The 25,995-nt window shown below is 40.5% G+C and carries 16 protein-coding genes; 7 read left to right on the forward strand and 9 right to left on the reverse strand.

What is annotated here, in order from left to right; translation table 11 throughout:
* Nucleotides 1-252 precede the first annotated feature (252 nt).
* From FD725_RS30635 to FD725_RS30650, 4 genes are all read right to left on the reverse strand, one after another.
* A complete protein-coding gene (locus FD725_RS30635; protein ID WP_179051961.1) occupies nt 253-1,386 on the reverse strand; it encodes a hypothetical protein in 1,134 nt (377 codons plus the stop codon).
* Between the two features lie 220 nt (nt 1,387-1,606).
* Entirely contained in the window at nt 1,607-2,503 is an 897-nt protein-coding gene (locus FD725_RS30640; RefSeq protein ID WP_179051962.1) for a hypothetical protein, read from the reverse strand.
* A gap of 109 nt (nt 2,504-2,612) precedes the next feature.
* The gene (locus FD725_RS30645) at nt 2,613-2,801 is read right to left on the reverse strand and encodes a hypothetical protein (RefSeq protein ID WP_179051963.1); all 189 of its coding nucleotides are present in this window, start codon (nt 2,799-2,801) and stop codon (nt 2,613-2,615) included.
* A gap of 120 nt (nt 2,802-2,921) precedes the next feature.
* Complete coding sequence (locus FD725_RS30650; RefSeq protein WP_179051964.1) at nt 2,922-3,284, reverse strand: DUF6876 family protein; 363 nt, start codon at nt 3,282-3,284, stop codon at nt 2,922-2,924.
* 196 nt (nt 3,285-3,480) lie between these two features.
* On the opposite strand from FD725_RS30650, the gene FD725_RS30655 reads away from it, so the two are divergent.
* The 3 genes from FD725_RS30655 to FD725_RS30665 all read left to right on the forward strand — a co-directional run bounded on the left by FD725_RS30655 (nt 3,481) and on the right by FD725_RS30665 (nt 5,503).
* Nucleotides 3,481-3,813 carry a hypothetical protein gene (locus FD725_RS30655; RefSeq protein ID WP_256872028.1) on the forward strand — a complete coding sequence of 111 codons (333 nt, stop codon included), beginning with the start codon at nt 3,481-3,483 and terminating at the stop codon, nt 3,811-3,813.
* Nucleotides 3,814-3,900: 87 nt separating this feature from the next.
* Nucleotides 3,901-4,155 (forward strand): hypothetical protein, encoded by a 255-nt coding sequence (locus FD725_RS30660; protein WP_179051965.1) that lies wholly within the window; start codon nt 3,901-3,903, stop codon nt 4,153-4,155.
* A 418-nt stretch (nt 4,156-4,573) separates the two neighbouring features.
* The gene (locus FD725_RS30665) at nt 4,574-5,503 is read left to right on the forward strand and encodes a tyrosine-type recombinase/integrase (RefSeq protein ID WP_179051966.1); all 930 of its coding nucleotides are present in this window, start codon (nt 4,574-4,576) and stop codon (nt 5,501-5,503) included.
* Nucleotides 5,504-5,563: 60 nt separating this feature from the next.
* On the opposite strand, the gene FD725_RS30670 is transcribed toward FD725_RS30665, so the two are convergent.
* Complete coding sequence (locus tag FD725_RS30670; protein ID WP_179051967.1) at nt 5,564-6,181, reverse strand: hypothetical protein; 618 nt, start codon at nt 6,179-6,181, stop codon at nt 5,564-5,566.
* 339 nt (nt 6,182-6,520) lie between these two features.
* Here FD725_RS30670 and FD725_RS30675 point away from each other — a divergent pair, with 339 nt between their 5' ends.
* The 4 genes from FD725_RS30675 to FD725_RS30690 are packed head-to-tail and all read left to right on the forward strand — an operon-like array spanning nt 6,521 to nt 12,506.
* The gene (locus FD725_RS30675; protein ID WP_179051968.1) at nt 6,521-8,035 is read left to right on the forward strand and encodes a hypothetical protein; all 1,515 of its coding nucleotides are present in this window, start codon (nt 6,521-6,523) and stop codon (nt 8,033-8,035) included.
* A gap of 33 nt (nt 8,036-8,068) precedes the next feature.
* A complete protein-coding gene (locus tag FD725_RS30680) occupies nt 8,069-9,301 on the forward strand; it encodes a DUF1822 family protein (RefSeq protein ID WP_179051969.1) in 1,233 nt (410 codons plus the stop codon).
* Nucleotides 9,294-11,609 (forward strand): CHASE2 domain-containing protein, encoded by a 2,316-nt coding sequence (locus tag FD725_RS30685; protein ID WP_179051970.1) that lies wholly within the window; start codon nt 9,294-9,296, stop codon nt 11,607-11,609. The genes FD725_RS30680 and FD725_RS30685 overlap by 8 nt, the downstream gene beginning before the upstream one ends.
* A 24-nt stretch (nt 11,610-11,633) precedes the next feature.
* Nucleotides 11,634-12,506, forward strand: a complete 873-nt coding sequence (locus tag FD725_RS30690) for a DUF928 domain-containing protein (protein ID WP_179051971.1) — start codon at nt 11,634-11,636, stop codon at nt 12,504-12,506.
* Between the two features lie 91 nt (nt 12,507-12,597).
* Here the strand turns inward: FD725_RS30690 and FD725_RS30695 are convergent, their stop codons facing one another.
* The 4 genes from FD725_RS30695 to FD725_RS33025 all read right to left on the reverse strand — a co-directional run bounded on the left by FD725_RS30695 (nt 12,598) and on the right by FD725_RS33025 (nt 25,851).
* Nucleotides 12,598-15,189: a CHAT domain-containing protein gene (locus tag FD725_RS30695; protein ID WP_179051972.1), complete on the reverse strand. Its 2,592-nt coding sequence runs from the start codon at nt 15,187-15,189 to the stop codon at nt 12,598-12,600.
* Nucleotides 15,190-15,527: 338 nt separating this feature from the next.
* Complete coding sequence (locus tag FD725_RS30700) at nt 15,528-15,806, reverse strand: hypothetical protein (RefSeq protein ID WP_179051973.1); 279 nt, start codon at nt 15,804-15,806, stop codon at nt 15,528-15,530.
* Nucleotides 15,807-15,925: 119 nt separating this feature from the next.
* Nucleotides 15,926-16,816 carry a hypothetical protein gene (locus FD725_RS30705; protein WP_179051974.1) on the reverse strand — a complete coding sequence of 297 codons (891 nt, stop codon included), beginning with the start codon at nt 16,814-16,816 and terminating at the stop codon, nt 15,926-15,928.
* Between the two features lie 131 nt (nt 16,817-16,947).
* Nucleotides 16,948-25,851, reverse strand: coding sequence for a pre-peptidase C-terminal domain-containing protein (locus FD725_RS33025; protein WP_179051975.1), 8,904 nt, complete (start codon nt 25,849-25,851; stop codon nt 16,948-16,950).
* Between the last annotated feature and the right edge of the window lie 144 nt (nt 25,852-25,995).

Below are 25,995 nucleotides of genomic sequence, written 5' to 3' on the forward strand. Positions count from 1 at the left end.
CTTACATTTGGTGATTTATTCGTTATCTCGTTGTTACTCCCTATAGTGGGAACTAGGGGACTAGTACCGCAAAGCGGAATTCAAAATTCAAAATTCAAAATGAATACAGTGTAGGGTTTTCAGCGATTTTAAATGGTCTGTTTATTTACGCCTTGCGGTACTAGGGACTGGGAAGATGAAGAAGAATAACTAGGGACTGGCGAAATATCTTCCTCATACTCAATACCCAATCCCCAATCCCCAACCCAATCCCTAATCTTCAGAAGTGGCAAACACTACCCAATCAGAACGGTCATCTAGGGAACTTTCAGCAATTGCAATTTCTCTCAGTTTTTGTTGTTCTTGCAGCATAGAAGCTGAAATTTCAGCAATTTTATTTTCCAGTTCTGACCGTCTTGATACTTGTTCTTTCGGTGATATTTTCGTATCCTCAACTATCTGTTCAATATTGTTCATTAAAACAGTTAATGAAGGCACAGCACTGTTATCAGCATTGAGCAGTAACACTCGTGCTTTCTTAAGTTGTTTTTCAATGAACTTGCGAAACCGTACAGGTTTCTTTCCTGGTTCCCATGCTGCTAATGCCTCAATGAGTTCTCCCGCTAGTTTCTCACCAGATGAGATTGCTGCTGTTGCTAAACTTCTTTCCAGATTTTGGTCGTACTGCTCGATATAACGAGTGATTTCTCCTAAGATACGAGCCTGTTCTTCTGATAGTTGTGTTGCTAGTGGTTTAACTATTTCAGGTCTAGCAATGGTAACTTGAAGATAATCATCAATTTCTTCTCTGGATGGATAAGCTAACAGCATTTCGTTGCGTGCTAATTCATAATCTTCAGCATTTAAATTCCATGCTTGTAACTGAAGGAACTTATCAAGTCGCCCAGTATATTCTGCCAATCCTTGCTCGTATTTTGTATGTAATTCAGTGCGAAGTGCTGGAGCAAGTTCGTCACGAATATGCAACAGTTGAGTCCACACAATTTGTGCCAATTCAATAGCACAAACCATGACAGAGCCATCTAGGGTAGTCCATTCTTTGACAGATTCAATTTCTGTTCGCAAAACCGCAGCAGCATCTTCTAAAGCTCTGAATACAGGAATACCACGCAAACCTACTTCGCTGCGCGTGACTTTTTCGAGGTCTGATTCCAGGTATTGTGTATTTTGGTCAGTAGTAACAGTAGAATCTGCTTGGAAAGAACTTTTACCAGAAAGTACCTGATGCCAGGATGGTGCTTTTTTCTTGGTGGCATTTTTCAAGCTAATTTTGAATCGCACCTTGGTTTTGTTTAAGGTTCTCAGGTCATGGTTTCTGACAGTAGCAACATTTAGTAGACTCGATGAAGTTTCGGGTAATGTAGGGGAGGTTATTACTTGTGTCATCGTTCTGATTTTTGTAAATTAGTCAGCAAAATTCCCCCAAGAAGTGAGCGCATATATGTTGTTAGTTCATTGCTCACTTCTTAACTGCAAAGGAGAATTTTCTCTCATCTTTAGTGCGTAAGCACCGCCAAACCAAATCACTCCGTTAGGGGAAATAACGGAGTGATTTGTTATCAGCAACTTGTGAAAAGAACACTGAAAGCGAACACAGATAAACCAGCTAGAAACCTATATCGTCGTCATCTATGACAGGTGATGCTTCTACAGCGATCGCTGCTGTATTGTGATAGTGATGATTGCTGCTACTTTGACTAGGTAAGCTTGGCAGCCGCAATCTCAAAGCGCAATCTACACTGTACTTATCTCCCGTTTGCTCAATATGAGAAATCACCAGACACAGAGCTTCACCAGGAGCAGGTCGCCAGCCAGAATCTAGTAGTAATGCTGCGTTACCCCTAGCCCATACAGACCGACCATCAGCAAGGTGCAGTTTGTAACTTGTGCCGTACTCTCCCTCGGTTTCCGTGATACCTTGAACCTGAAATTCACCCAAACCCAATTCGTGCATTTTCATGCAAGAGCCACAGGGAACTTGTCGTAAGAAGGGGAGTAAGGACTCTTCGTTAATTAAGGTTGCATTCAGGTCTGCCGATGTGAGGTTTAATTCCTTTGTTGCTAGTGAGATATTAATTTTAAAGACATCTCTAGAGGGAGCAACAAAAGAGCAGAAAGCTTTAGGATAGGTTACTCCGGCGGTATCTTTCTCCTCTGTCACCGTGACTTTGCCTTTCAAGTTTCCCAGTATCAGGCGATCGCCCATCTGTTGAACCCCAAAGAGATTAGCTCCCAGCTTCAGGACTATAGAATCATCATCCCGAAAGATAGCCGGGCCATACACACCTTGAGGGACACCGTTAGCTGCTTTCACCAACAGCACTCGCTCAACGTCGAAATCCTGCAATAACTCTGTCCCAAGGTGTTCAAGAAAATCCAGCAAAGCAACTTGTTCAGCATTTGAAAGTTGAGAGATGCCAATATCGTTCCAGGTATGAGTCAAGTCTTCTCGCAGCACGATAGAAGGAAACGAAGTTGCGCTAAATTCAATTGTTTTCGCCATATTTTTTGCTCCAAATCATCAATATCAATTCCTTTAATCGCGTTAGCGATAAGTACGGATTGTCTGGCGTTTGAACACCAAATTAAGTCAGTCATTCGGCAAATGAAGACTAAAATCTGTCATCATAAAGAAATTGGTCATGGTAATAAGCTTGTTCTTCTTGCCAAAGAGCTTCCCTAGCTGCTAATTCTCGTAATGCTGGTGAATTAGAGTCAGTTATTATTTCTGTTCGTAGTGACTCCAATTTTTGGCGACACACTGCTAAATTCTGTGTTTTCTGTGGTGCGATAATGTCCATTTTTTCTGCAAGAAAATTTCTTTAACTGATGCGTGTAAACGCATTTACCACGCTTCGCTACCGGATAATTAAAAGTAATGTGCAGTTCAATAATGTCAGTTTTTGTGGTGTTCTCTGACATCAATTTTCACTTGGTAACATTAAAACTTTCTGCACTAGATAAAGTTTAGTGGTAGCAAGTGGAAAGTCTGTATATTCAATTTCTTGGCGTATTACTTCCTGATCTGTATCCCACTCGCAAATTAACGTACCTGATTGATTCTCTACTAACAAGTGCCAAATTTGGAAATCTTGTAGCTGGGAATTGGAGAGAAACTTTTTAGTTTGATATGAAGCAATTATATCAATTAGCCAGTAAGCTTCTGCCGCATCAGCTAGATATTTAACCCCTTCAGTATATTGAATACCTAACCAATGTTTGTACATGACTTCCGAACCCGTAAAATGTTTAAGTTCAGCAATTATTTGTTCAGCATTTTTCATGGCTTTAAGCTCATAAAATATTACTATTACTTTCATTACCCCAAGAGGCGTAAGCCTCAAAACCAATAATCGGTGAGCGATCGCCGTTGAACTTTGTCATCTATTCAGGGGGGGCGACATCTTCGGTGACTCTGCTTTGTTTCCCAACAGGATATGATCATGATTATGTTGTCACCTGTGCATTTAGATAATTGTCATGATGATTGCAGCCAAAACCCCTACTAGAAGACACTGGGAACTGTTTAAGGTTTATCAAGCTAAGGTTGCTATCAAGATGGAGCCTGAAGAGTTCCTAAAACATTGGGCTGTCAACTATGAAGAACTGGCAGAGTTATGCGGACGCTCTAAAAGCACGGTGGCTCATTGGTTTTCTCAAGGTGAACATCGTAGAGAACCGTCGGAAGCTGACAAACGCAGACTGGCAGAAATTCATGCTCTGTGGACTCAATTTGAAAATGAACCTGCTCACCTCAGAGAAATCTGGGCAAGAAAGCGTCGCCGCAAAAACGATACAGAGTGCAATGATTAGTTGTCACGGGTGCATTAATTTGTTGTCACCATGACAACAACAACTTTATTGTGGGTAATAGCTATTCCTGCTCAACACAGGTGAATCATGATTACCCAAAGCTTCCTATCCGGTGTAGAAGACCCAAATCCACCCGTCCAAAATCAAGCGTCTGACAACACAGTTCCTCTTAGAGAACCACTCAAACATCTGTTAATTGGTTCTTCTAAAGCTGTAACCAGCACAATCCACTACTTACAGGTTATTGGCTATGCTCAGGTAGGCGATTGGAGTCCCCTACTACCAAGTCCCAATCCAGGCGAAGTCATGAGTATCCTTAACAGACCTCTGGTAGTGCAGTAAGTATTGTTACTTTGTCAAACTCACCAATTAATGCCCCCGTAAGGGGGTTTTTGTTATCTGTAAAGTTCTTTTGACATCCATGCTCAACGACTGGTGACTATCCTAACTATCTCTAGCCACTAAAACTTGGTTAATCAAGCGTTCTCCTGAATGATACAGCCTGTCATTCCTGCAACCAGACGATAAACGTAAACGCCAAAACACCAAACAATCAGCTACAGCAGGTGCGTCGTGCAGAAAAATTAAGTATATAACTTAGCTTTTTATTCACAAAACACTTAAGTAAGTTACACCTTAACATAGCTTAATAAATTAAACATATGTATCTCAAGTACCTGTCTTAAGAGACAATAAAAATCAGACAACATAAAAGCAGACAAAACTACAATTATGTCTGATAAAAAAGTGAGTAAGAAAAATGGCTCTGTCGTTGGTGAAGGTGAGCAACTATCGTCAGGCGATCGCATCTCTTACGCCAATGCAAGCGGAGGCGAAGTTGATTTCGCTGTGGTTGGATGGCAAGGCGGAGTCATCAGTACAGGCTTACCAGCGTTATACGAAGCGATTTTTAATTTTTTTGGGTAAACCGCTCAAAAAAGTCACCTATGAAGATTTGGTGGAATACGCGACGGAATTTGGGGGTTGCACCGAAAGTACCAGACGGATTTATCTGGCGGCGGCTAAAAGTTTGATTTCTTTCGCACATAAAATTGGCTATCTGCCTTTCAATGTTGGTATGGCACTCAAGCTGAGTGAAATGCCAGACGCAATCAACGAACGGTATTTAGATGAGGGTGATATTAAGTTGTTGGTGCGGATGGCACAGAAGAAATTGGAGGAAGTGAAGACACCTAAAAAGCAATGCGTAGCCCGTCGCAATCTGTTAATTATCAAGTTGCTGTATCAAGCAGGGCTACGAGCTAATGAACTGTGTCAGCTAATTTGGGGAGATTTAACTCCACGAGGGGATAGTGGACAGGTTTATATTCGCAAATCTAAGGGCAACAAGAACCGTACTATTCTCATCAAGTCTAAGTTGTGGGCAGAATTAATGGAGTTTAAAGGAAATGCTTTGGCGACAGATCCTGTGTTTAAGAGCCAGAAGGGAGGGCATCTTGATCGTCAAAATCTACATCCAATTATCAAGGAAATAGCGCAGGCTGCGGGATTGAGTGATAAAGTTTCGGCTCATTGGCTGCGTCATGCTCATGGCTCTCACGCTATTGAGCGGGGAACTAATCCGGTGCTGGTGAAGGAAACTTTGGGTCATGCCAATTTAGCTACTACTGACCGTTATTTGAAAGCTAGACCTAGTGACAGTAGTGCCTTAAAGTTGATGGATGTGTAGGTAAACTTTGATGGGATTGAGGAGTAGTCCCCGGTGAAAAGTCAGGCTTGCTAGGTATGCTTATGGTGATATTGGGTGATACAAACCGTCTTCAATTGAAAATTCCCACCCAATGCTTCTGGGATCTCGATTCCGAGACCAACTGATAAATTCTTTAGTTGATAATTTATCTTTCTGGTCTGCCAGATACGATGGTGTTAAACCTAGTCGCGGAGCTAAGTTTTCTATAGGTATTGCTTGTAGTTCAACGGATGATTGTTGATATGGATATGATTGTCTTCGAGGTTTGCTATTGCTATTGTATTTCCCAGAGGCGATCGCTATCTCTAAAAGTTCCAGTCGCCTAGCAACTACCTCCAGCTTTTGTTCCATTTTACTAAGTCGCTGTGATTCTGTGCTGTCTGCTAGTGGGTATAGATGATTGTCTCTACTATTATCTTTACTATTACTATCGATTGCTGGCTTTGTTTCTAGTGCTTCAATGCGGGTGATGATTTCGTGTAGAACATTATCTGTACTGTTGTCTGTACTGCTAGTGGACAAACTCAAGATATGATGCAGCCCTTTGATGACTAAATCTGTGGCTGTGGTTTCTTGTTCTTTAGCTTTGGTTTTGAGTGCCTCAACTAAAGGCTGGGGGAGTTTAAAGTTGATTGATACCCGCTCAATTTTTGCCATGTCTACACTTTTTATTTACCTAAGTATAGACAGTTTATGGCTACAGTGTGGGTTAGTGCATAAGATGAAATTTTTGTCGGTTCGCGGACAAATCATTGGTGTACCAGTCGGAAAATTCACTACTTGGCTACAAATTGGTACTCATCAGTACCCTCAACGGCATACCCTATGTTTACTCATTAGTGCCAGCCAGTACTGATAAAGGTCTAGCAGTCGAATCAGTTTTAAACTCTTCATAACTGCATAATGATCTGTAGGTGTCCCAATAGATAATTAGATTAAAAACTTAAATCAACCGACAACCGAGTTGCAAAAACTCACCATTGATAGGAGAAGGCAATGACAGCAACCTTCGAGATTTTTTTCCAGTTACCCCGATTCGATGAGCATCAGGGGCATTCAACCATTTGTTGGGTAGCCGATTCTAGGTTGCAGCGTCATTTAGATATTATCCTCCAACGAGATCCCGAATTGAATGAAGCCGCCTTAGCACTGATTTTTCTCAACGCTTTAAGGCGCAATTCCCAGGATGCTCTAGTCAGAGGTCACTTGATTGCTTTTTTATCGAGGTTCAGCCTGAGAGTAGCATGGGAAGTCAAGAAAGACCTCAGTAAACATGGCAAGTTTTCTCCGGATACTGATGCTTTTTTCCCAGATATATTGCAAATTGCCTTGGAGTCTGCCTTAAATCCAGCAGAATTCTTCAAAAACTTTGACCTTGAATTTGCTCAGGGGGTTTTTGGGTATCCGGCGCTGAAGAAATACGCCCTGCGGAAGATGACAGGCATAATCATTGACCGGATTAGAGAACTGGAGGGCATGAAAACCTTCAAGCGCAGCGACTTAGGTTTAGCGGTGAAAGCAACTGAGAAAAGAGTGCTAGATTCTCTGAAATATAGAGGAATATCGCCACCGTATCTAACGCAATATGTCTTGGCTTGGAAGTGTTTCCAGGAAGTGAGAACAGCCGGGAGAGTTGATATTTCCTTACCTCATGCTCAAAATTTTCCAGAGATTGCCGATCGCTACAATCAACTCCGTTCTGGATTACCATTAGCATCTGAGCAAAATCCAGCAATTAACGGTGAGACAATAGCAAAATGGCTGAATGAAATTGGTGCAGCTATCCGCAAATATATAGACCGACCTGTGGAATCATTGGATTTTTCACGCACACAAGATAGCCCAACTCTGCTAGAGAAACTGTTTGATGAAACTACAGTTCTCGAAGATGCGGCAGAAATTCAGGAAAGAAAAGAAAAGGCGATCGCACTGAAGACGTTTATTGTTAATGAGCTAGAAGTTTTAGATAGTATCGATGTCAGAATACCGCTTTTAAAGAACGGTTTAAAACTCGTGCAAATGCAAATTTCACTGGAGTTAGACATCACTCAGCCTACTGTTGGTCGGCGTTACCAAAGACTGTTAGTGGAATTACTACGACAAATTACTCAAGGAAAATGGCAATTGCCGCTAGGAAACGAAAAACCATTTGAATGGTCATCAGAGGTCTTAGAAATTATTAAGCAAGAACTCATTGAGCAATTTGATGACTATTACACCAACTTCATTTATGCAAATTTTCAGATAGCTTTGGGGAATTTATCTTTTTCAGAAATGGAAGTACTTAAATGCCAATATATTTTGCATTTAGATACTACAGCCATAGCTAAGAAATTGCAAATTTCTGAAGATAATGTTGCTCAAATCAGGCAAAATGCCCAAGAAACAGTTAAGCAGTTTTTAATCGAGTGCATTCAAAATCGCCTAGTTCTATCTCTGAAACCAACGGGGCCGGCAAAGGAAAAGATAGTTATGTTGACAACAGAATGGTTTCAACGCGCGTCCTATTAGGATTTCAGTTAAGTATCAAGGAGGTATAACTTTATGAAAATGAACTTATCAGACTTAATACAGATGAGTTTTATGGATACAGAGCAGTTATGGTTAGAAATTTCAGCAACTGATTTAGAGAAAGCAAAACTCATCGCTCAGAAATGCTCAAATACAACAGCTCAAATAAATGCCCAGTTAAATGATTTATGTCTAAGAGCTTTTATCAGTTGGCTGAAAGAGCATCTAGAAGATAGTCCAGTTGTTGTGTCCCCAACCGAAGATTTGTTGAGTATTTGGGAAGTCGTTAACGGGAGTGCGATCGCCATCGGACAAACACGTGTTATCCTCATTCCCAGCGAAGCCACGGATACAGAAGAGTTTTCTGTTCCCCAAGAATGGGTTGACATTCCCAGTTGGATGGCTAACTACTATCTCGCAGTCCAGATAGACTTAGAGCAAGGCTGGATGCGAATTTGGGGATATACAACCCATCGCACCCTCAAAACTCAAGGCAGATATGACCCGATTTACCGCACCTATTCTCTAAATCGGGATTTGATGATTGATGATTTGGAGGTTATGTGGCTGGCTAGAGAAATCTGTCCTGATGAAATAGCGCCAATTGCTCCTATATCTGTGTTGGATGCGGGAACAGCCCAAACCTTATTAACCCAACTGAGTCAACCCTCTCCTTACTCTCCCCGTTTAGACATTGAGTTTACCGAATGGGCAGCTTTGATGGCAAGCGATCGCCTACGGCAACAATTGTATCAATTACGCTGCACTCAAGTTGTAGCAGAAACTCCCAAAAAACCTTGGCTGAACTTGAGCGCCTGGTTAAACCGGAATTTTACCGAGTCAATGCAACTAGGATGGCAAGAAATCAGTGCATTATTAACTCCAGCATCTCCTCAGTTAGCTTATCGAATCAACAGTATCGAGAATACCATCAAGCAAGCTAAACTAATTAACCTACGGATGCTGATGGGTGAAGTAGCAGTAGTATTACTTGTGGCTATTACTCCAGAAGCAGATGGTCGAGTTGGTGTACAGGTACAGGTGCATCCAGATAAACAGCAAAAATATTTACCTCCTGCTCTCAAACTGGTATTATTATCTGAATCAGAAGCAGTGTTTCCACTGATTATGGCTGGAGAACAAGACAGCTATATCCAAACTCCCTATTTCCGATGCTCTAGAGATACTCAGTTTCAAATTCAAATCGCTCTCGATCAGGTCAGCGTTACAGAAAATTTTGCTGTATTGTTAAGTTCTCATGAATAAATGTGTCCTGATTAATTTAGGCAATGGTAGCTTGACAGATGGCTTTCCTTCGGTCATTGCTCAACTATCTGATACTCAAGATTTCTTAAGTATCCAAGAGCAGGGAAGCTTACCCCCAGCACCAGAATTGGCTGATGCCTATCGAGACTGGAAGGTGTTGTATCAAGCCCTAGCTCTTCGCCTGAGAAATCGTGGCAAAATAGAAATTGTTCTGGGCAGTCCCACCAATATCTCAGACGTGAATCTAGAGCGACTGAGTGAAAACTTGCAAAATCAGCTGCTTCGTTGGTTAAATGCTGAGTCATTCGCTCGGATTGAGCGACTATTAACCCGTAAGTTGCAGGAAGAAGATCAAATCCGCGTCATTATTGCTACGGAAGACGAAGAAATTCGTCAGCTACCTTGGCATTTGTGGCATTTTTTGGAAGACTATCCCCAAGCGGAAATTGCTTTGAGTGCGCCGAAATTTGACTCAAAACCTCACTCACAAACCCCTTCTGGGACGGTGAGAGTTTTGGCAGTATTGGGAAATTCTCAAGGAATAGACGTAGACATTGACCGTAGATTACTAGAAAGTTTACCGAGAAATGCTGAGTTGGTGCTGTTGAGGCAACCCCATCGTCAAGAATTAAATCAGTTTCTTTGGGAGCAAAAAGGCTGGGATATTTTGTTTTTTGCTGGGCATAGTCGTACTGAGGGGGAAAGGGGGCGGATTTTTATTAATGAGGCTGACAGCTTAACTATTGATGAATTAAAACACGCTCTAAAAACTGCGATCGCCCAAGGTTTACAATTGGCAATTTTCAACTCCTGTGAGGGATTGGGATTAGCAAGACAATTGGCAGATTTACATATCCCCCAAGTCGTTGTCATGAAGGAGTCAGTAGCAGATCCAGTTGCTCATGAGTTTTTACAGCATTTTCTGGAATTGTTTGCTGGGGGTAAATCGTTTTACTTGTCAGTGCGTCAGGCGAGGGAAAAACTGCAAGCAATAGAACAAGAATATCCCTGTGCCAGTTGGTTGCCCGTGATTTGTCAAAATCCTGCCACAATTCCTCCGACTTGGCAGCAACTATGCTATCAAGGACGCTATCAACCATTTATACCTGTAGCTGTCAGTGTAGTTATAACAGCCCTTGTAATTGGTATCCGAGCTTTGGGAATTTTGCAAGCATGGGAACTGTCAGCTTATGACCAATTAATGCGATCGCGCCCAGACGAAGGTACAGATCCTCATTTATTAATTGTTACCGCTACTCAGCAAGATATTGAGCAGCACGGCGGCTATCCCCTACCAGATCGCACCCTAGCTCAAGCGATCGAGAAATTGAATCAATACCAACCCCAATTCATCGCCCTAGATATCATCCGCGATCGACCCAGAGAACCAGGTTATCAAGAGCTAATGAAGCTTTTTAGACAACAGGAAAACTTGATCGCAATTTGTAGCCACCCAGATCAGGGAAACCCTGAAAAAGCCGGATTTAAAGCCCCTCCGGGCATAATAGCAGGTTTTTTAGGGTTTAGCGATATCGTAGCGGATAAAGTGGATCAAGTGATTCGCCGTCATTTGTTGTCCTACGAACCAAATCAAACTTCCTGTCCTACAGACCACGCCTTAAGTACTAGACTTGCTTTTCTTTACTTGACTAAACACAACATTGAGCCAAAAAAAATTTTCCAATCTCAAGACGAAGATAATTCGGAATGTCAAGATTTTAACTCTGTAATTCGAGTTGGTGAAACAATCTTTCAAAGCTTGCCAAAGTATCTAGGTGCTTACCAACAAATAAATAATTGTGGGTTTCAGATCCTCCTGAATTATCGCACCGCTAAGAAGCCCTTTGAAGTTGTTACCTTGAGTGAAGTTTTACAAAATCAGGTCAAACCGGAATTAGTAAAAGACAAAGCTATTCTTATTGGCGTAACTGACCCTACGGGTAACTCAGATTATCACGATACTCCCCTTGGTAAACAGCCGGGAGTGATCCTTCAGGCACATATGACCAGCCAGATCATCAATGCAGTCTTAGATCGACGACCTTTGTTAAAAGTTTGGCAGTTATGGCAAGAGACATTTTGGATTTTAACATGGGCTGCGATCTCCAGCAGTCTAACTTGGCGTTTTGAAAAACTCTGGATCAATGCTTTAGTTATTGTCGCAACAATGGCAATTCTCTATAGTATCTGCTTGTTTTTACTCGTACAAGGATGGTGGATGCCACTAGTTTCTTCAGGTTTAGCTGTAGTCTCCACCAGTACAATTATTTTTATTTATCGCTCATTTTTGCTTCAAAAACGCACTTGAAAAAGTTAAAAGTCAAAATAACTTATGTCTAGGAAAAAATTACTCCATCAATTCATTACTTTATCCTGTGCTGTTACCCCGGCTTTAATCAGCTTTGACGGCTTTGGGATACTTTTGAAATCTGATGTCAACTTTCCACTAAATAGTACTTTAGTTCTAGCATCCGAACAGTTAAAATCATCCCCCGCGCCATCAGCTAAAAAACAGCGAAATGTTGTGGACAGAGTTCGAGCTTTTAAATTTCCGAAGAATGGTTCTTCTCGCTTTTGTAAAAAGAATAACGTCTGCAAAGATGCTGTTGTCCGAGGTGAAGTTTTTAAAGCCCTGGTGTTCAAAGATGAAAACAATCCAGATGAGCAATTTGGACTGACTTATGCCGAGTTTCCGACTTTCTGGCTTTATTTTGAAGATCAAAGTCAGATCACCTCTGAGCGATCGGTAACTGTGAGATTTACCTTATTTGATGATCAAACCAATACGAAAGTCTACCAAACCGATTTTCAACTCACTGGCGGGACAGGGATTTTTAATTTTCAGCTACCTCAAACTGCACCACCTTTAAAAATTGGTAAGTCATATTTTTGGCAATTTGATATTTTGTATGGCGAAAAAAACGAACATATTTGGCTATCTGAAAGTGGAGTTATTGAGCGCCAATCCCCTCCATCAACCCAAGCAATTCAGTTAGAAAAATCATCCCCCTGGGATCGGATAATTCTTTATGGAGAAAATGGCATTTGGTATGAAATGCTCAATGAATTAGCTCAATTACGCCGTCTCAATCCCGACGATCCAGAAATCAAAGAAGCTTGGTTTACTTTGCTAGATCGCCCTGATGTCATTCTCTCAAGCTTAAAATCTCAACCCTTAACTTCTTGCTGTTCTATAGCTAAATAACATAATCATAAGATGATGTTTGAAAAATCCAGTACATTAATATTGTAGAGACGGCGATAAATCGCGTCTATAGATAATTTTCCTGGAACGATTACAACCAGTTACCAACCAGTACAAAAGCAGTCCAAAAATAAGGATGTTTCCAGTTTTGATTCTGCCGAATTGCTCTTTGGGCAAGTTGGAGGGCTTTAGCTTTCGTGACTTGATTTTGAGTGAATTCTCCATAGAATTCTTTCATCAGTATGGCAGTTGCATCATCTCGAACCACCCAAAGAGATGCTAAAGTACTGCGCGCTCCTGCTCGCACTGCTACACCCGCCAAGCCTAAAGCGGCTCGATTATCCCCTTTTGCTGTTTTACAAGCACTCAAAACAAGTAGTTCAATGGGGCGGTTTGGCTGAGATTTAGCCTTAATAACATCCTCTAGCTTATTAGTATTAATTTCTCCATCCCAGGCGAGAATAAAGGTGTTGTCAACACGAGAACTAAATTCTCCGTGAGTGGCAATGTGAACTGCTGAGAAAGCAGATGAGTTGACTTGTTTTTCCAGGCTCTCTGAGGTGAAAGAATCATCCAGCAGGCGCTTACGCTCAGTCGGTTGAATTTCTTTTAACTCTGTTGTGACGTTAGGAAGGGCTGAAAAGGGTTTACGGGTAACTGGACTAGTGCGAGCTTGACTCAATCCAGCTGCAAGCAGGTTGAAATTTTTGCGTGTCAGGGGTTTGGGGTCGAGTAATTGTAGACCAGGGGTGAGCGCGATCGCATAATTTTTTTCTATGAGATATTCTTGCCCATCATGAAGAACAGCCATCGGAATGTTTTGCAGAACTCCATCTAAGACAAACACTAATGTTTGAACTTGTGGAGAGTTGTCGAGTTCGTTTTTTAAAGGGCGCATTAGCCAATTGTAAACTTGCTGTGAGAGCAGCAAAATCTCTGATTCCTTATATAAAGGTGCATTCAAACTGTTCTGCAACTTGGTGACAGTTTCTGTGATTTGTTTTTGAGTAACTGATGTTGTGTAACGACGTAGGTTGCTTTGAGATTTGCCTGGAAGGGAAAGAATAATTTCCAATCGCTCTGGTAAAATTACTGAGTAAATAACGGCTGTATTGGCATCAACTTGATCTATTTGCTGGGGTTTGACAGTTGTACAAGCTTCTTGGAAAAAGTTGTCAAGTTCGGCTAATTGCAGGTCTTCAATGGTCTGACGGGCTATTTTTAGGGTTTCTTGGTTAGGTTCTTTAGGTTGCAGAAGTAAATCTACATATTCTCGATAGACTGGTTCTACTCGCTCTTTAAAGTCAAACTGAACATCAGAATTGAGGCTGACTAAATCTCCCCGGAGGTTTTTTAGGGAGTTAATTGCACCACCATAAGCTGCGATCGCCTCTTCCCGATTCTCATCGCGCAGCATCTGTCCTAATTGCCATTGCCACTGATAAGCTAAATCCGATGCCCGAATTTGATTAGCGGCTTGTAATGCTTGTTGAGTAGAAGTTTTAGCATTGTCGTTTTGATTAATGTCTGCATATAATTTCCCCAGAGTACCAAAAGCATAGGAGAGCGATCGCTCATCTTCCAAGATTTTCGCCTCGTTGATCGCACCTTTTAACAGAGAAATTGCTTCTGAAACAGAGCCAGAGTCAGGTTGTTGAGTAACTTCCTGTTGCCAATCAATTAAACTTTTAGCAAAGTTAATTTTGGCATAGAGAGATGCCCAACTGAGGGGTAATTGAGTGAGCGATTCTCGAATCGGAGATAATAAACTATCAGCTGCTTGCCTTTGTTGCTGATCGATTAATAAATCTCGTTGATTGAGTTGAGCTTGAATTTTGACGAGAGGAGAGGCGGCGATCGCAGATTGTTGATAATAGTCTAAAGCTACTTTTCTGTAAATCTTTGCTTGTTTTTCATCTTTATAGGTTTCTTCTCTTGTTGCCAAAGCGCGGTTTGTATTGCCCAGATTGAGTAAAACTTTACTCATATCTTGGGGTAAATTCCAAAGTTTAGCAACTCCTAGACTGGTTTGTAAGACTTTCTCTGATTCCTCTAATTTACCCACGACTCGAAAAACATTACCCAAACTTCGCAATCCCCGTGCTTGAGCTTCCTGGATAGTATTTGGTTGGCTTTCGAGGAGTTTTTGTTGGAGAGGATTAAACTGTTCGGCTAAGAGTTGACATTCTTGATTATTTAAGCCCAAAGCTTTAAGTAATGTCTTACAGGCTCTTGGATATAGTCCCAAGTCTTGTAATGTCTGCGCTTGGTTAATTTCGCTGATTGCTACACCATCATTATCCCCCATAGCTGCATAGATTTTAGCTGCTTGTTGCCAACTCTCTAGAGCAGGTTGGGATTGTCCAATTTTTTGTTGTAGTTGTCCTTGAATATCAAGGGTTTGGGCATATATGCGTTGTTTTGTGGTTGTCTGTTCGAGAGTTTTCAGGAGTTTAAGGCTGTGAGCGATCGCTGTTTTTGCTTTTTCCCACTCACCAAGCTGCTGATAGGTGAGAGAAAGATTGCTCAACGCCATTGCTTGATTGAGGTAATTTTTTTGAGACGCAAAAGCGATCGCCACCTGTCGCCAAACTTCAACTGCTTCGGTAAACCTTCCTGCTTGATAGAGTTGATTCGCTTGTTTAACTAAGAATGAGGTATTTTGTGGAGATTGAGCGATCACTTGTGGTGAGGAAATTTGAGCAACAACAGAAGGGAGTGTTATTGAAAGAAGACAGGATACAACTGCTAAGATTAACGTTTTCTGAAAAAATTGCCAAAAACCTTTTCTGTATTTCCTTTTTGTAAATTTCCCCATCACCGTTTTCGCGTCAAAGTCTATCAAAAAATTATGTGTTTAGCATATCTGAAATCAGAACCATGTAAATCATGAGAACTTAAAAATTAACATAGCCATACTAAATAATGAATGATAAACTAGAACTCGATTTTTTAAATAAGTCAGTGTTCTAGTCTAGTATTCTCAATTTTCATGAATCAAATAAGATTGGTATAACGCTTCTAAAAATGCCACCATTTAGTATTTTTGGCTTTTTCTTCAAGAGTATTTGCCATTTGATGATAATCATAAGCTTGTTTGGCTTTATAGACTCCTTTTCCTAAATTCTTAAATCCTTGAAAGCCATTCACAACTTCACTTATTCCACCATCTATAAACATAGATTTTCCTCCGTGAAAAGCAGCACGAGCCAGGTTATTTACTGCTTCTTGAGTTAATTCTTGAGCAGATTGACGACATTGTTGGCTATGCTCTAAAAATTTTTGTTTGCGACCGAACATAAATTTAGCCTCCTTTGTTCTAATTTTTTGTACTATTTATCTATTGAGACAAGTTCAGAAAAATATACAGAGAATCATGATGTAAATCAAAAGTAAAAAAGACTGGCAAGTCGCACTTTTTAACAAACTAGAGATGTCGTTGTAGCACATCTAGACGCATTCCTTTGTTGGATCAGGAAGTTTTGGTTATCAATGCTGCGTTTTTGATTATTAAGAAATTTGTCAACATTGATCTGAGTTTGCATAGAATGTATGCCACTGTTATATCCTTCGTTGCTAGATATTTGGTTTCTAATTTGAGATCGATTATTTGCTGATTCCTGAATTTGTTTTTCAACATATTGTTGGTACTTAAATAATTGCTCGGAGCAATTAGAATTAGGAGAAAAATCGAAAGCACAAGAGCTAATATCAGGTGGTTTTATAGGTGCAGCCTGAATTTGATTAGGCTGCACTGGTGGTTCTATAGTTGTAAGGTTATTGTTTGGTGGTAACTCTGTTTCAACAGGCGTTAATACTTCTCCTCTACTATCACTGACAGAGACATCGCTTTGAGATTCCCCATTGACAAAAGTTGGCTTACCGACATTACCACCAACCTTATTAGCAAATGCTACAGCCCTATCCCTATTTGAAAAACTAGCCACTTGTACTGACAGAATTCCCGTATCCTTTCTTGTTGTTTCAATGGCATCTGCACATAGCTCACGGTTAATGTTTGCTAAGTTACCGTAGTCAATAAAAACAGGATACCAAGCTGTTTCACTTCCCGTCGAGGTATCGCCGCAGGACTGCTTGGCAGTTTGAGGGAGCAATAAAGAAGTATTACTTTTTAGTAGAGGTGAGTTGTCTAGCTTTGAAGGAATTAATCTCAAATTAAAGGGTTTTGAGCTAAAGGATGATTGAGGAACTGAAGAGTTCTGTTCTGTCTTCTGACAACTTGTAACGAGAACTGCAAATCCACTGGTTAACACTGCCAGGAATAAGCGATTTACTAGCTTACAATTCATCTATATTTCCTTGATCATCGATCTATTTTTTCTTGTGCTATCTATCTATTGGGACAGTTGCGGAAAAATATACAGGGAATCACTCTTGAAATAAAAAAAGCTGGGTATTACTACCTTTAACTCAATAATGTTTATGCGATCGCCAAAATATCTGCATTCGTCAGAGACAACCCAGTATTGAGGGTAGCGAATTGAGTTTGAGCGATCGCACCTGTGCCATCTTGGTCAAAGAACATTCCGCCTGTAGTATTGTTATAGATGAATCTTTGACTAGCTGTGGTTGCGGCTGTACCGATGGCAAACTGGGCGGCTGTAATGACTGCACCTGCGACTAATCCGCCGCCAAATCCGGTTGTGGAAACGGCGATCGTGTCATCAATGACGCTAAAATCGGTGATGTGGTCAATGCCTTCTGTGCGGGAGTTGAAGGTAAAGCGATCGCTTCCTGTACCACCAGTGAGAGTATCAGCCCCTACACCGCCAACTAGGATATCGTTACCAGCACCACCTGTTAAACTATCGTTACCATCTCCGCCATTGAGGGTATTATTAGCACTATTACCTATAATAGTGTTGTTAAAGCTGTTCCCTGTAGCGTTAATAGTTGCTATTCCAGTTAAGGTTAGGTTTTCGAGATTTGTACCTAAAGTGTAAGTGATAGAAGATTGAACAGTGTCTGTGCCTTCGTTGGCATTTTCGGTGATGGTATCTCCAATGCTGTCGATGATGTAAGTATCATCACCAGACCCTCCAATTAGACTATCATTGCCAGTGCCACCATTGAGAGTATCGTTTCCAAGACCCCCATTGATGATGTCATTACCCGCTAAACCTGATAACCCATCATTGCCAGTGCCACCATTGAGAGTATCATTACCTGATGTTCCTTCCAGTTGATCGTTGTTGATCGTACCATCATTAACAGTTCTAGGTGTTGTCTCAAACTGGAGGGAGTAACTGACTGGGTTTTGTCCGCTAGGCTGACTGATTTTCAGTTGATAGGTTTTTCCTGCTTCACCAGGGTAAGTAAGTTGTAGTTTTCCTGTTCCTGTTTTGGTAGCAAGAACTGTTGTTCCATTAGTAGCGAGTAATTCTGCTGTGACAGATTGATTCCCTACCACATTCACATTCACTCTTCCAGGGTTGACAATCTGGTTTTTCGGGATTTCAAATTCAAAGAAATCTGGAGTCGTAGAATTAACTCGTAAACCAGCAAATACGCTTTCCGCCGTAATGATACCTAAACTATTGGCTTTGGCTGTCCTATTATTGCCACTTGCCCAGTCTTGGATATTGGCAGATCCCAGCGTTCCTGGAGTATTGATTGTTAGAGAATATTGAGGAACGATTAAAGAACCATTGCCTTGAACACGAATTAGATATTCTCCTGTAGCTAACCCTGCTAAATCAATACTTGCTTGTCCAGAAACTGCATTAGCAATTGGTTTGACAGGAGTTTGTCGGTTGTTCAGAGAATAAATCGATAAAGATAGTCCAGATCCTAAAGTACTGCTGTAGGTGACGGTAAGGCGATCGCCACTTTCTCCATTCCCAATTATTTCAAAACGATACCAGTCTTGATCGGCAACTTCATGCAGACTTAAATTGGTAAAGGTATGCCCATCACCAATCAGTTTATTAAAGTTATAAGCACGAGCAGCAGTATCGTTAGAGTCTGCCCAGTCGGTTGTAGCATTCCGGTTGCTTCCCCTACTAATTGCAGCATTGAGGAAGTTATTCCAACCAGTAGCGGTGAAGAATGCCCCATTACGGTTGAGGTAACCAGGGTCAAGGGTTGATCCTCTGGAAGGTAGGTAAATTGAGAGTCCTTGAGTATCTCGTCGATCTGAGGTTTTATCAATTACCAAGTCCTGTAAGGCAGTGTAAGCACTTTGGGCGACTGTTTTGAGTCCACTGAGGGCGGTGTTATTGCTAGTGGCGATCGCATTTAAAAACTGTCCTAAGTCACGGTAATCCCCGGATTGTAAGAAACTGGTTGCAGCATTGCGGGCATCTTGAATCGCATCCCAAGTAGCAGATGTGGTGATAGCAACGGCTGCAACGGTAAAGGCTTTTAATTGAGTAACAAAGTTAGAGAATTTACCCGTAGTTGTATCGTTGAGAGCATCAATTGCCGATAGGGTATCGAATCCAAAGCGATCGCCTTGGTATTGTTGTTGGAAACTGGTAATCATTCCAGAGGCGATGTCTTGTGCTGTTACTTGGTCGGGATTGCTTAATAGGGCAGAAAAGGCGGTAGTGTAATCGTAACCTTCAGCTGCTTCTAATTCTTCGGAAGCAACGAAGACATCGGTATAATCTTTGAGTGCATAGGCTACCTCAGTCATGCCCATCAAGCAAGCATCGAAGGCGAGCAAATCCAAAGTTGTGCCGCTTGTTTTCAGGGTGTTGAGAGCAGCAGCCAGTTCATTGGTGTAGAGGCGATCAACAGAAGTATTAGTTTTATTACCCTCATCATCGAAATTAAAACCACCTAAATCACCAGCACCATGATCCCACATAACAAGAGCATAATTCTCTGCCGGAGCAGCCGTTTTTGCCCAGTTGACGAAGTTGACAAGGTTATTGGGGTCGCCTGTATTTAGTTCGCCAATACTGATGTCAAAATTTGTAGCCACTCGATTCATATTGGTATCGGCTTGAATGATAGCTCGTCCCGTAGTTCCCCATTTACCCTGTGTGCCAGTGGTGTATTGTTTATTAGTGTCAAAGGAACTCTGATCCCAGAGGACAGCGAAGTTAACGTTACTGGGGAATAAAGAAGTTGCCCATTCCATTTCGTTGATATCATCAAAAGCGGCTGACTGCAAATCGCTGGCGGTCATGTACACTAAAACAGTCCAGTCATTTTTGATTTGCGTCGCATCTGTGGGCGCGTCGATATGGAATTCGTAGCGATTGGTTGCAGTAGTATTGTTGACAGTATTACCGAAAACACGCGAGTAGTAAGTTCCAGGGGTAAGACCTTTGAGGGAGATAGATTCGTTATTGGAAGTACTCAGAGAACTTCTGACGAGAGTATTATTTTGATCTCGAAGTTCTAATTGTAAATCGCCCAAGGCGTTTTCAAATTGAATGCTGATAGAAGAGTCGGTAGTGACAAGGTTTTGTCCGTCATTGGGATTGGTATCTTGCAGGGTAAATTTGAAGTAGTCTTGATCGCTATTGTGAATGGTAAGATTAGAAATGGTGTTGATACCATCAGCCTGATTGAGATTAATGGCGGTAGCAGAGGTATTATTTGGTTCTAAGTTATCGGGAGCGATCGTCGTTGTATTATCAGGAGCGAGGATAGATAGGCTATAGTTCGGGTTAGTGCCATTGTTGTAGCCGAGAACTTGGACTTTATAAGTACCAGCAGGTAAAGTATTCAGGCTAATTTCTTCAAAATTTCCTGTGGTTTCGGAACGTCCTCTAACAGTAGTACCGTTTTGGTCATAGAGCAGCAAATCTAAATCGCCTTGAGCATTGCTAAAATCAATGCGGACTTTGTGACCATTTTTTCCTGTTCCTGTTGTAGTGAACTGAAACCAATCTTGATCAGTGGAATTGTGAATAGACAAATTTTCTAGTAAACGTCCGCCTTCTACTGTCTTTAAATCGTAGGTTGTAGAACTGCTGTTGTTGGGTTCTGTCCAGTCGCCTGTATCGTTCGGTTGCGGAGGGGCGCTGAGGGTGAGGCTGTAATTTGGGTTGATTGCGCCACTGACACGGATAAAGTATGTTCCTTTTGCTAACCCAGTGAGACTGATTTGTTCTGTGTCACCATTACCATTAGCGCGATCGACGAGATATGTTTGATATTGTGCTTCAGCAGTGTTGGTAGTGGTGTTGAATGCTTCAAACAGTTCTAATTTCAGATCGCCTTGGCCATGATCAAAGTTGATGCTAATAAATTGACCTTCTTCTCCATCTTTACTAAGTTCAAATTTAAACCAGTCTTGGTCAGTTAATTTGTCGATGGAAAGGTTGGAGATGACGGCTAGGTTTTGAGAACTTCTATTTTTGTTAAAAGGTGAAATTAAAGCTGATAGACTTCCATCACCCAATATATTACCAAGAGCTGAACTTATCCCAGACAAACTTGTTCCTACACTGCCAAGCCAAGGCATACTTGATGCGAGAGATCCCAAACCTTGAAAACCACTTACACCTTGTTGAGCCTGATTCCAGAGATACTGATTATTTTGCTGTTGCCACTGGCTAAATCCGGGAACTGAGTAAGCAAGATCGCTTACATTTGTATAATTAATCGCTCCAGATGCAAAACTATGTACATTGCCACCGACTTGAAAACCGGCATTAATAACATCACTATGACTTACAGGTTGATAACCAGGAAGCATCGATACAGAAGGACTTCCAAACAAATCATTGTAGACAGATCCCACCACACTGGTATAAGGAGAAGAAAAAACATCTAGAGGTTGAGAACTGAAAAGGGGAGTTGAGAATGTGTAATAGTAGTAATCATAAGGATAACCTCTACCAGATGCAGCAATACCAATTTGTGCAGTTCGCGCCAAATCCCGCAAATCATAAGCCTTCCCTGGAGTATCATTTACTTCCAGCGCATCAGGTCGTGCTTGTGGGGTAGCATCAACTGTTAAACTGTACTCAGGATTGGAAGCAGTACTACTCGCACCCGAAACCTTAACATAGTAAGTCCCTGCATTCTTACCAGTTAAAGAAATCTCCTCAAAGTTCTTAGTTGTATTCGACAGTCCTAAAGAATTTCCATTTGTATCAAATAATTCTAATTTCAGATCCCCCTCAAAATGGTTAAAATCAATGCGTACAGCCTGACCTGCAACCCCCATTTTATTTAAATTAAACTTGAACCAATCTTGATCGGTATTTGGATGAATCGATAACCCACTTAATGTTAAACTACCATCAATTTCTCGCAAATCATAGGCGGTAGTTCGGGTGTCATTAAAGTTCTTGGTTGCACTTTTTTGATCAATCCAATCTGATTCTGGAATCTGAGGTGCATCAATAATCAGAGAATAATTAGGATTAGTTGTCGTAGTAGTCTTACCGTAGACTTTGACATAATAAGTCCCAGCTACCAAACCCTTTAAGGAAATTCGCTCGCGGTTACTATTTAAATCTGAAGTTCCCTTCAAAGTTCCACTGTTGTCATAAAGTTGCAGTTGTAAATCCCCTTGGGTATTATCAAACTCAATACTAACTGCATGACCTTCTACTCCTATACCTTTAGTGATAAAGCTAAACCAATCGTCATCACCACCCTGATGTAAAGAAAGTCCTGAATAAACTTGCGTTCCTTGAACTTCTTGTAAATTCTCCGCAGTTAATCGAGTATTATTAGTTTCCGCCCAATCAGAATTATCACCGCTAGGCGCATTAATCAAGAGTTGATAGTTAGGATTCGTCGCTTGTTTGTATCCCTCAACTTTAACTAAATAAGTTCCCGGATTCAGATACGTTCCTTGAGCATTCGTCAGTTTAAGTTCTTCAAAATTATCAGTAGATTCTGATTTTCCGTATAAAGTTGTTCCTGTAGCATCATACAGAGATAATTCTAAATCTCCTAGTTTTTGGTCAAATTGAATGCGGACAAAATCAGTCGCGTTGGCAGTATTTAGGGTTGTAAATTTGAACCAATCGACATCATTTGTGGTATGAATAGACAAAGATTCCCAAGTTTGTAACCCCTCCACATCACGGAGGTTAAAAGCATTGCTAGAGATATTGTTACCTAATGTTTTTTCTGCCCAATCTCCTGATGTATTTTCTGGTGCATTGATAAACAATTCATAATTAGGGTTGGTCGCATTATTGTAGCCAGAAACTTTGAGATAATAGACCCCTTTATCTCGACCATTAAGTGAAATTTCTTCAGTGCCACTAATACCTGTAGATTTTTTGATTAGCGTTGTTCCATCCGCCCCATAAAGTTCAATATCTAAATTTCCTTGTCCCTGATTGAAACGAATTCCTACCGCGTCATTTTGACCACCCTTAGCATCAATTTCAAATTTAAACCAGTCTACATCTCCTTGAGAAATTGAGAGATTACCTTGATTGAAGACGCGATTAATTTTACCTAAATCTTTTGCTTGTTGTAGAGTATCTGGTTCAGCAGTATTTGTTTCAGACCAATCTCCTGTTATTTTTGTGAAAGGAGCATCAACGGTTAAGGTATAAGTGGGATTAGTTGCGCCATTGTAACCCAATACTTTGAGATAATAATCTCCTATCTCTAAGTCTTTTAAATCAATGCGATGAATATTAGCAATTCCCTTAGAAGGTTTGAGGAGTTGGCTAGATGAATTGTACAGTTCAAAATCTAAATCGCCGATAGTATGATCAAAAGCAATTTGAGCGTAATCGCCTGCTTTTGCTGGAGATGCGATCGTAAACTTAAACCAATCTACATCTGTAGAATTATGAATTGATAAAGGTTTTTCAGGTTCATCACCAATGGTAATAACTTGTTGCCCTGGTTTTAGATATTGATTTAAATTCTTAGCAGCTGACAGGGAATTATTAGCCTCTAACCAATCTTGATTATTACCGACAGGAGAATTAACCGTTAAAGTATAGTCAGAATTCGTCTCTCCATCATAACCGTAGACTTTAATCAGATAATCGCCACTCGTTAAACCCTGAAGAGAAATTTGTTCAGTATTCCCAACTCCTTCAGAAGAATCAATTACCTGCTCTCCATTGCTATTGTAGATTTCTAAATCTAAATCGCCTACAGCACCATCGAAATCAATGCGGATATAATCATTAGCTTTTCCTGCACTTGGCAAATTCAACTTAAACCAATCTACGTCATCAGTTGCATGAATGGAAAGATTTTTGATTTGCTGTCGATAGGTATTATGAGTAAGTTTTGTTGCTTGTCCAGGTGCATTATTTCCCTGTCCTTGATTCTCAAATTGATCGCCACCAGGAGTATTAATGAACAAAGTATAATTTGGATTAGTTGAGCCGTTATTGCCTACTACTCTTGCGTAATATGTACCTGCTGGTTGATTATCTAGATTGATTAATTCAACATCTCGAAATCCTGCTGCTTGTTTAATCCGAGTTCCTGAAGAATTATAGAGTTCTAAATCGAGGTCACCTTGATAATTGTTGAAGGAATTGTCAAAGGTAATTGCTACATAATTTCCATTTTGTCCTTCTTTAATATCGAACTTAAACCAATCTTCATCCCCTGAAGAAATCGAGAGGTTTTGCCATGCTTTAAAGCCTTCTTCTTGTCGCCAACCAAAATCTTTTAAACTCTTGGCTGCCATTCTGGTATTATTACTTTCAAAGGCATCTGCTGTAATGGTAGAAGTCGTCCCTGGTGCATTGAGCATCAGGTTATAATTATTTGTATTTCCTGACCAACTATACACCGCAGCATAATAAATTCCTGATGTCAAACCCCATAAAGAAAGAGCTTCACCATCCGTGTTATTGGCAGTATAATTAATAACATTGCCTTGGTTATCATATAAGGCTAAATCGAGATTGCCTTTGATATTCTCAAAATCAATAGCGATATAATGTTGATTATTAGTTTGTCCTGTAATTTGAAACTGAAACCAATCTATATCAGTATTGGTATGAATTGAGAGGTTATTTTCTTGCTTAAATCCTGAAATCGCACCTAAATTCTTTGCAGTCTGAGAGGTGTTATTATTTTCAAAGCGATCGCTACTCAAAGAAACTGGCAGATTAAACACCAAATCATAAGAAGGTGTCAGTTGACCTTCGTAACTACCTACTCTAAAATAATAAGTCCCAGGCAGTAATCCTGCTAAAGAAAGTACATTTTGACCATAACCACTTGCATTCCAATAGGAAGTATAAAGTTGTCCACCTGCTTCATTGTATAATTCTATATCAAGATCGCCTACCTCAGTATTTTGAAAAGCGTAGATATAGTTTTCATATGTTGAAATTTGATTCGTCGTAAACTTAAAGAAATCAGTATCAGTGGGAAGATGAATTGATAAATTTGAGAAATATCTCTCCCCTCCGGTTAGGGGTGTTCCACTTGTTACCAGCGTTGCAGAAGCCAAGCTATTATTACTTTCTTTAGTATCTGGTGATATTTGTGGTAATTGTGGTGCATTAATTGTTAAACTGTAGGATACATTATCTGGAACCCAGACGTTATAGTATCCATAATAGTAATCGTAATAGGTTTCGTAATGACCTGCATATTGACCTCGATACTTGTCATACACGGTTATAGTATATGTTCCAGCACCAGCACCACTTAGAGAAACTTCCTCAAAATCTGTGTATAAATCAGAGGTACGAACCTGACCAAATTGATCGGTAACTTGTAAGACTAAATCATAGTCTAAGTTGGAATTTGAAGTAACACGTACATAGTTATTGTTTCCAGAAATTGTAGAGGTTTGAAATGTCCAATTATCACTGTAATCGTTGACGCTAACTGAATTATTACGAGAATAGCTTCCTTCAACTAAGCCTAGATTATAATTTGACTGTTCTATTTGAATATTTTGTCCATCAATAGTGACAACAGCACTATCATATTCTAATTTTACTCGTTGCAGTTCTGTACTACTTAATTTCACTCTCTGGACTAAATTCGCAAACAGTTCTCCCTCATCTCCCAGCGTATCCTTAGCATTTAACCGAGAGTCAATAAAATGTCCTAACTCTTCGATGATCACTGTTGCAATTGAGCTAAGGTTGCTGGTATTTTCTTCTATAAACTCTCGTGATAAATAAAGAGTATTATTAGAAATAGCAAACGCACCTTTTGCGCCATTAATTTCCGACTGATTACGAATCTCAATTTTTGGTAATAAAGCAGAATTTAATTGCACTAACTCCCGTACTAAAGAGTTCGCTGCTAGCACATCCACCCCACTACCAAACGCTAATCGTATCTTGTAATCAAACTCGGTATCAACAAGAAAGTAACCAAGCTTTTCTTGAGCAATCAGCAAGGAATTATCTAAGATAGACTGGAGATAATTATGTTCAAAGTTCTTAATATTTGTCATGGTGAAAACCTCAGTTTTTACAACATAATATTTGTTGATAAAAAATAACATTTGTGAACCTCGGAAAGATTTTTGGTTCTCATATTACTTTTTCACAAGAAGTATAATCTTGGATGGTGGCAAAATTACAATCCAATTAATCGG

This window comes from Nostoc sp. TCL26-01, assembly GCF_013393945.1.
GTDB lineage: Bacteria > Cyanobacteriota > Cyanobacteriia > Cyanobacteriales > Nostocaceae > Trichormus.